This window comes from Paenibacillus sp. JT31N11, assembly GCF_056269285.1.
Genome location: NZ_JBWDNQ010000009.1, coordinates 289,125 through 304,783 on the forward strand (window position 1 = coordinate 289,125; position 15,659 = coordinate 304,783).

The following is a 15,659-nucleotide window of genomic DNA, read 5'->3' on the forward strand; positions in this document are numbered from 1 at the left end:
AACTATTATTATAGAGAGCACGCCTATCATCCGTTATAAAGCGCTTGCATTATTTAATATAACGTTTTATATTCCAGGAGAAAAGGCGTAAATTCCCAATGTTCTCTATGATCATGAAAATTCAGGAACTTTAATACTTGGAGCTGCCGCCAAAGCCATTTGACTTCCATGCATCATTCCGTTCGGTCTACTCCTGTTTTGCCTGAATAATCGTCTGCGCAGCCTCCAGACCTGCTGCTTCCACCCGTACTATGATCGATCCCGATTGAGAGTCGGACTGAACGATTGCCAGGCACATGCCGCCGTAAGTTGATCTGATATTCGATTTGAAGGACTCGTGGCTCTCTGGATTCCCGTTATCTGCCCCGATCAGGAGTCCCGCTCCTTCCACCGTGACAATAACCGGACAATCGGAGGTGCGCACAAGATTGCCCTGATCGTCCAACAAACGGACCGTGACATGCGCGACATCCATACCGTCTGCCGAAATCTGGTCGCTGTCAGCTGCTGCTTCGATCCGTACCGGCTTGCCGGTCGTCGCTATCTCCGCAGTACAAACCTCTATGCCATCCCGGGTTCCGACAAATTCAAGCCGTCCCGGCTCGTAAGGAACGTCCCAGGTCAGGTGCAGATCCGAGGTTGTGGCATGAATGAAGTGCTTGTCGTAATGGCCGTACCGTTTTGTCATCCCTTGCAGAGGGAACTCGCAGCTCTTGACGCCGTATGATTTGCCGTTCACGAACAATTCGACTGTATCGCAATTCGTGTAACACAGAACCGGAATAATCTCTCCTTCGCAGCCCTCCCAGTTCCAATGGGGAAATGGATGTATCATCGGTTCCGCCGTCCATTGGCTTTGGTAGAAATAATAGCCGTCCTTCGGAAAGCCGCACATGTCGAGGACGCCCGAGCTGCTGTTCTTATTCGGCCAGCGCGCTTCGCCCAAATGATCAATTCCGGTCCACATGAAGTCGCCTGCCACGTAATCGTGCATTCGCGTAAATTTCCAAAGCCGTTCGGCACGGATCATGCCCGAATAATAGGGGGGATTTCGCCAAGGCGCAGCTTCATCCTTCCTCGTATCCGCCATAAGCGGCTGATGCAAGCGATAATCCGCCCTTGTGCTGCGCACGGTTGAGTGTTCGCTTCCGATGATTTTCATCCTCGGATATTGGATCCTGTCTTCCGCATAGAAGGTTTCAGTCCGTCCGCGCCACCTGTTTACATAATTATAGCCCACCACATCCAGCAGTTCGAAGAACGATTCCGCTGCCGCGTTGATGTCCGCGCTGATATTATCGCAAGCTAACGTAACCGGACGGGTCGCGTCCTCCCTGCGGCATACCTCTATGAGCTTCTTCAGAATTTCGGGACCGACGGATTGCGACTGCTCCGGTATTTCGTTGCCGACGCTCCATAGTATGACGGAAGGGTGATTCCGATCCCGACGAAGCATGGAAGTCAAATCGCGTTCCCACCATTCATCGAAATATTTATAATAGCCGAATGCCATCGATCCGCTCTTGGCCTTGGAATGCGTCCATTCGTCGAACGCTTCGTCCATGACGAAGAAGCCCATCCTGTCGCATAGATCCAGCAATTCGGACGAAGGAGGATTGTGGCTCATCCTGATGGCATTGCAGCCCATCTCCTTCAGCAGGCGGAGCCTTCTTTCCCAAACCCTGTCTGGAACGGCCGCACCGACGCAGCCGCCGTCATGATGCAGGCATACCCCGTTCAGCTTCACTCGTTGGCCATTGAGAATAAAGCCGCGATCGGCATCAAACGAAATGGAACGAAAACCGAAAGGCGTCGCGGTCTCATCAGTTAAGCGGTCACCCATCCATAAAGTCGATTTCAGCGTATACATGTATGGATTTACGTCCGACCACAGCTTCGGATCGTTTATCTGGAGCTCCAGGGTCATGTCATGCGTATCCCCGGCAAGGAAAGCACCTGTCTGCTTCGAAGCAAGGGTATTCCCATCCGCATCGGCGATTTCGGATCTCAGGAGTGCGTACTGACTCTCTCCGGGCTCATTTATAATTCTCGTGGTCACCTTAGCCACGGCCAAAGTCTCCGAAACGTCCGGGGTAGTTACACAGACACCCCAATGATCGATTCTCGCACGTCCGGCGCGGATCAGCCAAACATGTCGATATATGCCCGAACCCGTGTACCAGCGCGAGTTTGGCTGTTCCGAATTATCAACTCGAACCGCCATCGTATTGCTGCGTCCATCCCAATGCAAGTAAGGCGTCAAATCATAATGAAAGCTGACATAACCGTTCGGCCGTTTGCCCAGACAGCATCCGTTGATCCAAACCTCGCTGTTCATGTATACGCCGTCGAATCGGACGGAGACGTTATGCTCCTTCCAGTCCTCGGGAATAGAGAAGCGCTTTCGGTACCACCCGATCCCTGCAGGCAAATAAGCACCGTCGCCCCCTGCCGGGTGATCAATGGCGAATTCCCCTTCCACGCTCCAATCGTGGGGAAGATTCAACGTTCTCCAGCCTGTATCGGGAAAATCCTCCGCGGATGCCCCTTCCAAATCGCCGAGTTGAAATTTCCAATTGTTGTCCATCCGTTCCGTAATCCGAACCGGCTTCGCCAGTTGTTCCATCATTATACGCTTTCCCTCCTTCATTCTTCTGAAATGGAAGATTCCCAGACATTCGAGTCTTCAATTAATCCCACGTTTATGTTGGAAGCTATCTCATTTAAATCATAACATTCACCCCATATCCATGTAATAGCGCTTTCTTCTCATTATGGGTAATATTATCTCTTAAGATGGCCGCCCATATCGATACCGGCAACAAGCAAGAGTCATGGTATTTCGATCATGCCTTATTCATGTATATCTTGTCCCCAGGCAGTTGTAGAACAACTTAAAAAGACTGCTCCCCGGCTCACGTACCGGGAAGCAGTCGCTGCTGGAAGCTTCTTCAAGGTTATTGGTTTGCTTGTTTGTCAGGCACGCGAGCCGTTACGGGAAGCGTCACTTCCCTGGTGCCCCGAGCGTCCTGACCACTACGGAATTGGAAGGTTCCGATTCTCCGCTGGCGCTTTTGCCTTTGATATAGTACGTGTACTCCACTCCTGGTTTGACGGTGCGGTCATAATACGTATCTACCTTGGCATACCCCACATATTGAGCCGGTTCTCCTTCGGATTCCCTGAAAATATTGTATTGGGTCGCTGCGCCATGAGACGTCCATACAAGTCCGACGAATGTTTTACCCTTCAAACCGACAAAGAGATTCGAAGGCTTGGCGGGCAAGGGCATGGCGATATCAAGTTCATCGGACGGAGCCGACTCGCCCATCTCGTTCTCCGCTGTCACCTTGTAGCTGTAACCTGTATGGTCTACGCTAACGCTATCGTCGATATAACGGGGTGAAACTGTGCGGTCTATTCGGACAAACTCGTTCTCGCCATTTCCTTTCCTATAAATATTATAACCTTCAACATCGTCAACCGGTTTCCATGCAATTGCCAATGAGGAGGACGTAATAACGCCGGCAGACAAGCCTGCAGGCACTTGCGGAATCGCCACTGGCGGATTCGTCGTCGTACTGACGCTGTCGGACGCTGCGGATTCTCCGCCAGGCGCCGTCGTGGAAACTTTATAGTAATACGTCATAGAAGGGCTCACCGTCTTATCGGTATATGCCGTGGTTGAAACACTGCCTAAATTGTGATACGCACCCTCCGGGGAATCTGCCCTGTGAATCACATAGCTGACGGCGCCGTCAACAGGTGTCCATTCAAGCGCTACGGAGATACTCTTTGCCGCTGTAATCTTTAGTCCTGCCGGCGCTTGCGGGAGCGGCTTCGTTGCATCGTATGCCAATACCTCCACCGATGCGGAGTGCGGGGATTCGCCTCCGGCATTTAGGACGGACACTTTATAATGATAGGCAACTCCCATCATAGCGGCAGTGTCCTTGTACTCTGTAGTATCGGAATGACCAATGACTTTAAAGTAAGGATCTATTGACGTGGAACGGTAGATCAGATATGCGCCCGCTCCGCTTACGGGCTCCCAGCGGAGTGAAACCTCAGGGCCGTCCATCAGCCGCCCATTCAATCCCAAGGGCGATTCTGCAGGAGGAGCTGTTTCCGGATTTGTCGGTTTTAAAATGACGAAGTAGTTCATGCTGGAGGTGCTGTTATTGACCCCCATTGTAACGTAAGAGCCCGCTGTATAATGCTTCTTGTAAAGCTTGAACTGCACCGGTTGGTCATCTGCGATGATCAGCGCCGTATCTTCGTAGGAGGATGTCAGCCAGGGCGGCCGGGTCGTTATCCTCGAATCGTGGGCGACATACACATCGGCATCGGCTGCCAAATAGAAGGAGAGCAAATCGTCGCTCGTGGCGCTTCTGGAACCCACCGCCGAGCGAATCCATTCCATGCCCTTCAATTCATCAGGGATGGTAGCGAATTTATACACACTGCTGCCGGTCAATCGATCCCCAGCCACGAAGTCTCCCGTCTGCAGATTCTCTTCTACCGACCAGTTGGCCGCATTGCCGTTTCCGTTGCTGCTGTTATCTCGGACGACAACGCTCCTGACCGCTTCCCCGTCCAAACTGGGCACCGGCTCTGATTCAGGCTCCGTCGTTGGTTCGACTGGCGGGATGAATGGCGTTCCAGACCATGCCGGCGGGGCTTCGGGGTAATTCGCGGGGAAGCCCGGCGCCGCCAGTTTATTCAGGTAATCCTCGAGGTTCGTATAGCCGTCTTTGTTCCTGTCGCCGTTTCGGTCCTCCGGATTGTTCGGATTCAGTCCTTTCGCCTTTTCCCATGCATCGGGCATCCCGTCAAGGTCCGTGTCGCGGGGGGCTCTTCCTTGTGCCAGATGCGGAAACCCTCCGACGTCGTTCTCATGACCGATGATGACACCAGTTTGCTTCCGTACGCTGTTGATCACCCGCTGATCCACCTTGTCCCGTACTAGCGACGCACCGGAGTGATCCAGAATATAATCGTATGCGGCCTCAGGATCTTGCATATGAACCGGAGGATATCCGAAACGCTCCGGAACCACGACGCTGGGCTTTTCGGCCTCCATCATCCCGGTCCCTGTATCCGTTCCATCGAGAATGCCGTTTTTGTTGCTGTCAATGCTGTTGTTTTCAAGGTACAGGCTATAATTCTCGTTTCCGCGCACAACCGCATATTGGGGGCTTGCCGAGTTAACGCCTGCAATAAAATAATTTCCAGCCACATTTCCATAGCCTTTCGTGCCGGATTCACCGCCGGCTACATAGGGGTAACCGCCCCAGTTGTAGATGATATTGTTCACGAAATCGATCTGGCCCTTCGTTTTGGGATTGCGGTCGTTGTTATGGGCATAGAGGTTATGATGCATGGTGATCGTATTCATTTCGATTAACCCGCCCATGGAGTGGGTGAGAAGCCCTTCTGAAATGATCGACCACTGCACTGTAATATTTTTGGATTTAGGATTATCGTAATCCTTACTCTTGATGGATAACACTTCATCGGTCCCCCATGAGAACGAGGAGTGATCGATGATCACGTTCTGGCAATCTTCGAAATACATCGTATCGTCATTAAAATTCTGAACGCCCATGCGGAAGCGCAAATATCGGATGACGATATCACTGCAATTGATAAAGCGAATATTGTTGCCCCGGATGGTCACTCCGTCCCTCGGCGCGGTCTGACCGGCAATGGTGATCCTGGATTTGTCACTTACTACGATCTGGGGGATCGTAATTTCGCCCGAAATATCAAATACGATGGTTCTCGGTGTCGTTCCGGCGGTCATGAGAGCATCGTGGAACGTCCCCGGACCGGTAAGCTCGTAGCTGGTCACGTGGTATACTTCGCCTCCGCGGCCCCCTGCTGCGGAATAACCGAAGCCTTCTGCCCCCGGAAATGCCGATATCGCATCATAGCTCGCTTTTGCAGTTGGAATCGGTGGCTGGAATAAAGAAAGACCAAGGACAATACATAAAACGATTGCTAACCATCTTTTCATGCTGAACCTCCTGTTTTCGATTTTATTTCCTTCTATACCCACCAGATTGGCCGCAACCTGCTTACAACATTCGGGTTACGATTGCTTCTTCTCCCGCTATTCACCTCCTTTATCTGCATGTACCGCCATCTTACCCGCGCAGTGCCGCCACATTCAATGGTTCAATCCTCCAATTCATGCACAATAACGGGATTTCGCGCGCACATGACGGTTCATCCACGATAAAAAGCAGAAAACCTGCATCCGAATATCGGCTGCAGGTCTTCAAAGGATACCGATCCATACACCATACCCCGCTCAGGTAGTTCCTTGAACGGACGGAAGGCCTAGTGCCGGATTAGTCAAGTCGAGTTTATACATCACCTGATTATAGTTATAGCGCGGCGTCGCAACATGATCCGTGAATGTATTCGTATAGGTCGCCTCGAAGTAAATGACGCGGCCGCCGTCTTCGAAGAAGAACTTATGCTGAGCCGGGTTATAGAACGTGTAATTGTTATGTGTAATGATTTTTTTGGCCGTTGTCCAAGGACCCTGCGGCGCAGGCGCTTCCGCATACCAGATCTCCCCGAGAACCGATGTTTTCCCCAGAGTCTGCTGTCCAATCATCACATAGCGCTGCCGGTATTCGTTCCACTCGACAGAGCTTTGGGCCAGCGCAATTTCATCACCGGTATCGGCATCTTTCAATTGATAGTAGCGCTGATCGTCCGCTTTGATCAGACCGAGATTAATCAGCTCCTTCTCCTGATCCTGGCTGACCGGCGGGGTGTTCTTTTTCCAGGCCCAAACGAGCTTGCCGTTCCGGTCGCGTTCGAGCGGCGTATTAGCCCCGTCATAGGTCGCTCCCGGCGCAAGGCACGTAAACGACTCGTATTCGGTATAGTCAATAATGGCGTCATAACTGGCGGCAACGCGCAAATTCGGAATCCGATGCTCGGTAAAGAGCCAATAGCCCTTGCCGTTCTCCTCGTAATAGGTCGCCTGGCCGCCCGGATGACGCCAGTCGTCCTTGGAGGGGAACTGGACGACCTGCTCGAATTGCTCTGTCCGATCGTTAAAGACGAGAATGCCGCGTGCGGCCAAATCGGGATTAAGCGTGCTGTAGCCTGTGAGGAGGCGCTCTTTTCCCGTGCTGTCCTTGGCCGTCATCAGACCGAAAATCCACGCCATGTTCGCCCCATCGGGAAGTGAAGGCACCATGCTTTTCACAAAACCGTCCTCATTGGTGAAATAGTTCAGATTAACACCGACATCCGGGTCCAATCCGCCTTTTTGCGGCAGCTTTGACGTCGCGCCCGTCGTGCGGAAATTCCCCAGCGGATAGGCCGGTCTGTCCGTATCCCCCCAGAACCAGTACAGCTTATTGTTATACTCGATCGTTTGCACGGAATCCTGGCCCATGACCAGACCGTTGATAACCGGCTCTTGAATCGGCGCGTTCAAGCCGAGCAGCAAACTGTCGCGGTATATGCCCTGTCCGGTAACCCGGTACAACCGCTCCGCAATGTTGACCCGGTTCATCTTCAGCGTGACGCTCCCGCCGGGTGTTACGTCGACGGCCTGGCCGCGGTAACCGAACATGTCGGTTGGCACCTCGTAGCCGTCACTGGACATATGAAAGAATACTTGCTGATCCATAAGGCCCGGTTCATCAAACGCCATGATACCGGCGCTGTCCGTGTAATATAGGATGTTATTGGTTGTCTTCAACTCCACAAGCGGAATGCCGCGGCCCGTCCCGGCATCCACGACCTTAATCATGAACGGCGCCTTTTTCTTTTGGACCGCGCTGCCTGCCTCCTGCTTGGCGCTTCTGTCCGCTGCCTGCGCCGCCGTCGTAACGCCAGGCGCCATCATGACCATCAGCATGGCGCATGCCCATAATCCCGCATTCTTCCAAGGCTTCTTTTTCATCTCTCGTTACCTCCCGACTGTTGTCGATTTGTGATGGTTACTCCAATTATTTGGATAGGACTCTTTGCGCAGCATCGTTATAGATCTTTAACACTTTATCGATATCTCCCATATTTTTAACCTGATCTATAAATTTGGGCCAGTTATCAAAGCTCTGCTTGCCGGCAACAAACTTCGCCTGCTCTTCAGTAACGAAGGTTTTTACCGGGTTCATAATCTCGGATATTTCCTGGCTTTCGTCCGGTGTAAATTGAATGGCCGGCTCCGTATACCAGGATGGAACATAATCATTGTTGGGCATAGGTAAATTTCTTAAATACGGCGACTTTTCAATGGGTACTTCTTCATATTTGTTATCAAAAACAGTATAATCAGTTGCCGCGAAATCCACGAATGCTTTTGAATCGTTTACCATTTGTAAACCGGGATTATATTTTTTACTTGCCCTGATACCGTATTTATCTCCTTCCACCCATGGGTCGGCTGCCGTTTTAAAGGAATCCACAAAGGTCGGGTTGCCGTCTTCTCCGATTTTATAGGTGGTGCCCTCGATTCCCCAAGTAACGAGCCTCATATTTTCATCGGAATATTGCAAATCAATAAGCTTAATCAGCTCTTCAGGATTTTTGGTTTTCGAACTGATACAGAAGGTAGCCCAGCCTAAATCCGGTGTATTTCCATTAGCAACTTCCTGCCAGGCTGTACCATACTTTGGATTATCCGGATACAATGAAACAGCAAATGTTTTACCGTCATTAGCCGTTCTGGTATAATCGCCCGGTTCTGTAAACCACTGCGTTAACCACATGAAGGTATCTCCATTTAAAGCCTTTTTCTTGATCGTATCGTCTGTATCGATTGTATATTCAGGATCCAGTAACTTTTCTGCATAAAGCTTATTGGCGAATTGAATTGCGTCATGATATCCTTCATCAAAAATGCCATACACATATTTGCTTCCATCCCAGAAAATATCATCCTTCACGTGATTGGCGGAGAAAAGCGATCTTAAGCTGTTCCATTTTGTATCAATAGGATATTTATCCGGGTAGAGCTGTTTGAGTTTTATTGCCGCGTCATAGAATTCATCAAGCGTTTGTGGAATTTTTATGTTATTTGCCTGATATATATCATATCTGTATGCAGATACATTCTGAATCAACATTCCTTTATCCAAAGGAAAACGGGGCGTAGATGTTTCTTTGAAAGAATACATTTCACCTTCGGAATTTGTTACTCGTGCCATGCCATTTTTAACCTTGCTGAGATAGTTCATATAGTTAGGCATATCATCCTTGTATTGACTTAACTCAAGAATCTGGCCCTGCTTGGCCATATCCGTAATATCATAGAATAAAGGTGTCACGAAGAAATCTGTCATATCATCACTTGCAATCATGAGTTTAACTTTTTCATCATATTCGGATGCTGGAATATAATTAAACGTTATATTCAGTTTTTTGCCCAGCTTTGCTTCCATCTGCTTCTTCCATTCTTTTCCTACCAAACTATTCTCGTTATCCACCCCATTCGAACTTAGAGTCACAGAAAAAGATAAGGTATCACTTTCATCAGAATCATCTGAAGCTTCATTTGTGTTGGTGCAGGCCGATGCGGAAAAGGCGAGCAAACAAATCATGATCAGGCTAAGCATTTTTGCCTTTTTAATCACCCAAATTCCTCCCTATGAATATATTTTTTATGATAAGACGTAAAAGAGAATCTTTTACATCAAATCCTTGATCCCTTTCATTAGCCCTTAATCGCTCCGACCAATACACCCTTTGTAAAGTGCTTTTGAAAAAATGGGTAAATGACCATAATGGGGAACATGGTAATAATGATTACACTCATTCTTATTGCCTTAGGATCGAGGGCAGTTCCTGATGAATTAATGGCAATATTACCAGCCCCTACTCTTCCTTGAATAGCACTTGTATCCATGGTGAACAGATAGTTTCTTAAAATCATCTGCAATGGATACTTGTCCTGATCCTTGAGGTAGATTAAAGCTTCAAACCAGCTGTTCCAGCTTCCTACTAAGCCAAACAAAGCAAAAGTTGCAAGAAGAGCTTTCGATAACGGTAAAATGATTCTAAATAGAACCACAAAATCATTTGCTCCATCGATGACCGCTGATTCTTTCAACTCTGCCGGAACATTTAAAAAGAAAATTCTAAATAAAAACACATTGTATGCTCCAACCGCGCCGGGAAGTATCATAACCCAAACCGTATTTAACAAATGCATACTGCGCATAAGCAAGTAGGTAGGGATTAAGCCTCCACTGAAAAACATCGTGATCATGAGAAATATGGTAATGAATTTTTTTCCCGCAAATCCTGGAACCGTGAGCGGGTAAGCCAATAAGGATGTAAACAACAACATAATGCCAGTCGAACCAACTGCATAAAGAATAGAATTCATATACCCCTTATAAATCAGGGCGTCGTGAAATACATCTACATATGCCTGTGTAGTGAAGCCTCTCGGCCAAATCGTAAGGCTTCCCGAGGATATGTACCGTGCACTGCTCAGGGATGTAGCTATAATGTTCAATATGGGGTATAGCACAACGACAAGGATCAATAGCATAATGAAAATATTAATCGCATCAAACGTTCTGGAACCCAAACTGACTTTTCTCAATGTTCTCCCCCCTAAAACAAACTCGTTTCTGAAGCCTTGCGGCTAACCCAATTTGAGATATAAAGAATGATAAAGGATATAACGGACATGAATAATCCGATTGCAGTGGAATACTCATATCTTGCACCTAAAATTCCTTGTCGATATACATAGGATCCGATGACGTCAGCCACACTATACGTTTCGGGTGAATAAAGCAGGATAATTTTCTGGAAATCCGTTCCCAGTATTCCGCCTAAGGCGAATATGAGTAATATGATTGTTGTCGGTCTAATTGACGGCCAAGTGATGTGCACGAGCTTTTTCCATCTGCCGGCACCATCCACTTCAGCAACATCATAAAAGGTAGGGTCTATCCCGCTCAAAGCGGCAAGATAGATTATGGTTCCAAAACCAACGCCCTGCCATATGCCTGAAGAAATGAATATCGTTCTGAAATAGCCCGGTTCCAGGAGAAACATGATCGGGCTTCCGCCAAAATATGTAATGATATGATTAAAGAGACCATCTCTTGCAGTAAAATCCTTAAGCATTCCCGCAACGATTACAACAGATATAAAATGAGGAAAGTAAGAAACCGTCTGTACAATCTTTTTAAAATGCTTGTTTCTTAGTTCGTTAAATAATAGTGCAAGTATAATTGGAGCAGGAAATGACCAGAGCAACGTATACAGACCCAAAAGCAATGTGTTTTTTAAAACTCTGAATGCCACCGGGTCATGAAAAAAAGTGTTAAAATATTTAAATCCGATCCAAGGACTTCCCATGATCCCTTTTGAAGCGCTGAAATCCTTAAACGCAATGGTTATCCCATACATCGGAAAGTAACTGAATATGAGTACCGTTAGAAAACCAGGCAGCACCATCAGGTAAAGGTATCGGTGTTTCCACATTTTTGACCATCGATTTTTATTGGTTGTTTCCAAAAAAACACCCCTTTTACTTTTTGCTTCGCGTCATCGTTTGCTCCCCGTCAGTCCTTCAACCGAAAGAAGTCATTGGACTTGACTTTGCGCAGTTGGAAGCGCATTCAAATTTCGGCTTAAACAAGTTTGCCTTTAACATCGCATACTAACTGCATCTCATATAGAGCACTGATATTATCAGACTCCCTTCGCAGATGATGCGAATAAACATGAATTGAATAAGCTTGCAAACTCAATTCTTGTGCTCTTCTGCCAACGTTTAAACGCTTCCAAAATAGACATGCAGCGTGTTTGCCGAAGGTCCATCCATACGACTTTGCACTTCCGTTAGCTACACGATAATGCCGGTTTCTCCATACCTCAAATCCTTAAGTTATTATGCTAAGCGAAGAATAACACATACTATTTTATGCGTCAATATGGATTTTTTTTAATTTAATATAAAAAGTTAGTATGCTTAATTTTTTACTGCGTAATCATCCGCTCGCGCCACATGGGCTGGGATGGAGGCTGGGAACAACCGGTTTGATGAATTGAAACACACCGGGAATATAGGATTGGCGGGCGATTGCTATCCTTAGTCTGTGTCAACTCAAGTGCTGAAACGCTTGTCTGGCCAGGAAGGCTTATTTGCCGATGGAAGTCGAGAGGTTTAGAATAAGTTAGTATACATTCTATTATAAAGTGCGTTATAATTGAACATATGTCCAATAAGAGGAGAGCTTACATGAGCAAGAAAGATACGATATTGCCAAAGTATCAGCTGGTAAAGGATTATGTGCTTTTACAAATAGAGAAAAATGAGCTCGGCAAGGATGATCGAATTCCGAGCGAATCAGAGTTTTCCAAACTGCTCGATGTTAGCTCGATTACGGTGCGAAAAGCGTTGACGGAGCTGGTCAATGAAGGGGTCATTTATCGGGTGAGGGGAAAAGGAAGCTTTGTCGCGAATCAGGAGGCTTCTGTCAATAAAACGTCCAATTACGTTACCTTTATTATTTCCGGCAACGAAATGTATGACAGTTCCTATATGCAGATCATTAAAGGAGTTCAGTCCTTCTTGAACCAGCAGGGCTGCAAGCTCATTATTGAATTTGTGGAAAATGATGTTGAGCAGGAACGGGAACTCATTCTGAAACTGATTCAATCGGAGAACCGGGGGCTGCTTATTTATTCAGCCAACCCCGACGCGGCAAAAGAGTATCTCAACGAAATTCGCAAAAAATCAATACCTTTTGTCATGCTCGACCGCTTTCCGTCCGGATATCCGGTCAACTGTATTACATGCAACAACCATGACGGCGCATATGCAGCCGTTGAGTATCTGATTGCCCAAGGCCACCGGAATATCGGATTTGCCGCTTATGATTTTCATCTGAGTACGGAGAACGAACGGTACAACGGGTACCGCAATGCCATGGTAAACGCCTCACGTACTCCAGATGACGATATTTTATATCTTCAGCGGGATCTGGACTATTCCAAGCTGTTGAGTCAAATTCAAAAAGGAGAGCTTACCGCTCTCTTTTGCGTGAACGACAGACGGGCTCTCGAAGTGATTGAGCAGCTTACGCTGCAAGGCATCAAAATACCGGAGCAAATATCCATCATGGGCTTCGATGACATTGAAAGCTCCAAATTCGCCAAAGTTTCTTTGAGCACCGTCAAGCAGCATTTCGACGTGCTTGGTTATGAAGGGACAAAACTTCTGTTCGAGAGCATCAACAATACCTCGCAAGGTTACAAGAAAGTATTACTGTCTACCAATCTTGTCATTCGAAAATCGATCAGTACAATTTAACGCCACCGATATCCTCATTTCAGCTTTCGAATCCATTAAGCCGGCAGCCTTCGAGCGGTTTTATGGAGCTGGTTCACCGGTCCGCATCGACGGCAAACCGCTCCACAATACTGTCCTCAAACCGATGTGGCAATTCAACCTTGCCTCCGTATTCAGCAGTATGGTAGATGGCCATAATGACTTGATACGACAGCATCGCATGAGCCAAATCGCAGATGTGACCGGCTTGCGGATTCGCCACGTATCCGGGAATGGAATTGACATAATCGATCAAAGCATCCATGTAACTGTCTTCCCAACTCGACTTTTCGATCGTATGCTCGCCCGTTATGTAATTTCTCACTTCCAGCGATTGATTAAGCGCGATCTTCAGGTGCCCTTCTGTGCCGTATACATCCACTCCGATATGATAGAACGGGTTCGTTTCACCTTTGAGCGATCGCGCGAATGCGCCGCATTCAATCGTAGCCCGCACGCCGTTGGCAAACAAAATCGAGGCCATCGCCTCGTCCGGCGCGACGATTGAAGAGCTGTCCTTGCCCTCATACGGACCGGTTTGTCCCATCACCCAGCGGACGGGACTAAAATCATTAAAGTACATTACCATATCAATCAGATGCGAGCCTTGCTCCATTATGTTGACCTTGGTGGAAGCGCGAATAAACTCGATCTCTCCGATCGCGCCATCACGCAGCAATTGCTGCGCCTTGCGCCATGCCGGCAAATATTTATGCTGATGATTGACCAGCACCATCTTGCCGTATGTATTGCAAAGTTCCTCGATTTCATAGGCTTCCGACGGGGTTAGCGCCAGCGGCTTTTCGATATTGATCAGCTTAACGCCAGGAAACCGGACGGCCACCTTTATCAATTCCAGACGAGCGTCGGCGCTGCTGACAATGTCTACGATATCGGGGCTCGTCTCTTGCAGCAATTTGGCCAAATCCAACGAACGGGTTGCAATCTGATAGCGATCAGCCAGTTTATTCAATCTCTCTGTATTCGAGTGTCCGCAAATCCCGACAACTTCGATACTGTCGCTTGCTTGATATGCCTTGGCATGCGCATCGGCCCAGCCTTTCGTTCCGACAAGTACGACTTTCAATTTCATCGTTGTTTCCCCTCGCAAATTATTTATCATTAGTGCGCGTCTCATCGATCGTTATATCCAGAAACAAAAAAACGGTATCTCTGCCATCAGCCTGAGTGGAGTTAATCCACTCAGGCTGGATTTGACTTTCTTTAAGATTAAAGACTCTTGCCTCTTATTACAACCCTTATAAAAGACTTAAATGATGATTTAAATACTACATTACATCTGATCTTGGAAATCAGCATTCACCGATACTTCTTTCCATTCTTTGAAGTGTTCCAGTAACTCTGTATATTTGTTCACCGCAATATGATAAGAATCCGATCCAAGTAACAATCGAAGCGGCGGCTCTTCTGACCCGGCAATGCTAACGATTGCTTTTGCAGCTTTTATTGGATCTCCGGGTTCTTTTCCATGGGTTTCTCCATTTACAAATGGAGAGATGAGATCCTCATACTCCTTGATAGCTGATTTTGTTTTAACGGCAGAGCGTCCGGACCAATCCGTACGGAAATTGCTTGGCTCAATCAAAGTTACACGAATTTTAAATGGAGCCACCTCTTGGGCAAGGCTTTCCGATATACCTTCAACAGCATATTTGGTTCCATTATAGTAACCCACTCCAGGAAACGAAGATAAACCCCCGATTGACGATATATTGATAATATGTCCTGAAAGTTGGCTTCGCATATGAGGTAAAACAGCGTTGGTCATGTGCATAAGGCCCCAGAAGTTGATTTCGAACATTCTCCGGGTTTCTTGAGCTAAAATATCCGATTCCAGCGTTATTGACAAGTACGTCAATCCGACCAAACTTTTCTATAGTGGCATTTACCGTGTTTTCAATTTGATCGGGCTTTGTAACATCAAGTTCCATTGCCAGAACGTTGTCAGTATTCCCACTGACAAGATCCGTAATTGAATTAAGATTCCTTGCGGTAACAACAACCTTATAACCTGCTTTAATCGTTGCTTTTGCAAGTTCTCTACCGAATCCGGTGGAACATCCAGTGATAATCCAAACACTGTTTTTGCGCATTTATTTCTCTCCCTCAGATTAAAGTTTTAGATGCAAAAAAATTCTAAACCTTAGAGTATTGTCTAAGTCAAGCCTTGTACGAGATATTTTCGCGCCGGTCCAAACATCATTTCCAATCGTCCCAGCCTGGGTAATATAAATTTTTGAATATTTTTTGACTTAGAGTGCACTCTAATCTATATAATAAAATTATTATTTTCATAAAAAAGGTGGTT

8 protein-coding genes and 1 pseudogene are annotated in these 15,659 nt (G+C 47.3%); 1 reads left to right on the forward strand and 8 read right to left on the reverse strand.

What is annotated here, in order from left to right:
* Positions 1-187: 187 nt before the first annotated feature.
* From AC0YNV_RS27365 to AC0YNV_RS27390, 6 genes are all read right to left on the reverse strand, one after another.
* Complete coding sequence (locus AC0YNV_RS27365; RefSeq protein ID WP_475770868.1) at positions 188-2,629, reverse strand: glycoside hydrolase family 2 TIM barrel-domain containing protein; 2,442 nt, start codon at positions 2,627-2,629, stop codon at positions 188-190.
* A gap of 375 nt (positions 2,630-3,004) precedes the next feature.
* Positions 3,005-6,019 carry a pectate lyase family protein gene (locus tag AC0YNV_RS27370; protein WP_475770869.1) on the reverse strand — a complete coding sequence of 1,005 codons (3,015 nt, stop codon included), beginning with the start codon at positions 6,017-6,019 and terminating at the stop codon, positions 3,005-3,007.
* A gap of 297 nt (positions 6,020-6,316) precedes the next feature.
* The gene (locus AC0YNV_RS27375) at positions 6,317-7,936 is read right to left on the reverse strand and encodes a hypothetical protein (protein ID WP_475770870.1); all 1,620 of its coding nucleotides are present in this window, start codon (positions 7,934-7,936) and stop codon (positions 6,317-6,319) included.
* A 46-nt stretch (positions 7,937-7,982) separates the two neighbouring features.
* The gene (locus tag AC0YNV_RS27380; RefSeq protein ID WP_475770871.1) at positions 7,983-9,608 is read right to left on the reverse strand and encodes a type 2 periplasmic-binding domain-containing protein; all 1,626 of its coding nucleotides are present in this window, start codon (positions 9,606-9,608) and stop codon (positions 7,983-7,985) included.
* Positions 9,609-9,688: 80 nt separating this feature from the next.
* Positions 9,689-10,585, reverse strand: a complete 897-nt coding sequence (locus AC0YNV_RS27385) for a carbohydrate ABC transporter permease (RefSeq protein WP_210045920.1) — start codon at positions 10,583-10,585, stop codon at positions 9,689-9,691.
* Positions 10,586-10,596: 11 nt separating this feature from the next.
* Positions 10,597-11,478: an ABC transporter permease gene (locus AC0YNV_RS27390; protein ID WP_475770895.1), complete on the reverse strand. Its 882-nt coding sequence runs from the start codon at positions 11,476-11,478 to the stop codon at positions 10,597-10,599.
* Between the two features lie 760 nt (positions 11,479-12,238).
* Between AC0YNV_RS27390 and AC0YNV_RS27395 the strand changes: the two genes are divergently transcribed.
* The gene (locus AC0YNV_RS27395) at positions 12,239-13,312 is read left to right on the forward strand and encodes a GntR family transcriptional regulator (protein WP_475770872.1); all 1,074 of its coding nucleotides are present in this window, start codon (positions 12,239-12,241) and stop codon (positions 13,310-13,312) included.
* Positions 13,313-13,385: 73 nt separating this feature from the next.
* Here AC0YNV_RS27395 and AC0YNV_RS27400 read toward each other — a convergent pair whose 3' ends face one another.
* Together AC0YNV_RS27400 and AC0YNV_RS27405 are read right to left on the reverse strand one after the other, a co-directional pair.
* A complete protein-coding gene (locus tag AC0YNV_RS27400) occupies positions 13,386-14,423 on the reverse strand; it encodes a Gfo/Idh/MocA family protein (RefSeq protein WP_475770873.1) in 1,038 nt (345 codons plus the stop codon).
* Between the two features lie 201 nt (positions 14,424-14,624).
* Positions 14,625-15,444, reverse strand: a pseudogene (locus AC0YNV_RS27405) (oxidoreductase).
* Positions 15,445-15,659: the final 215 nt, after the last annotated feature.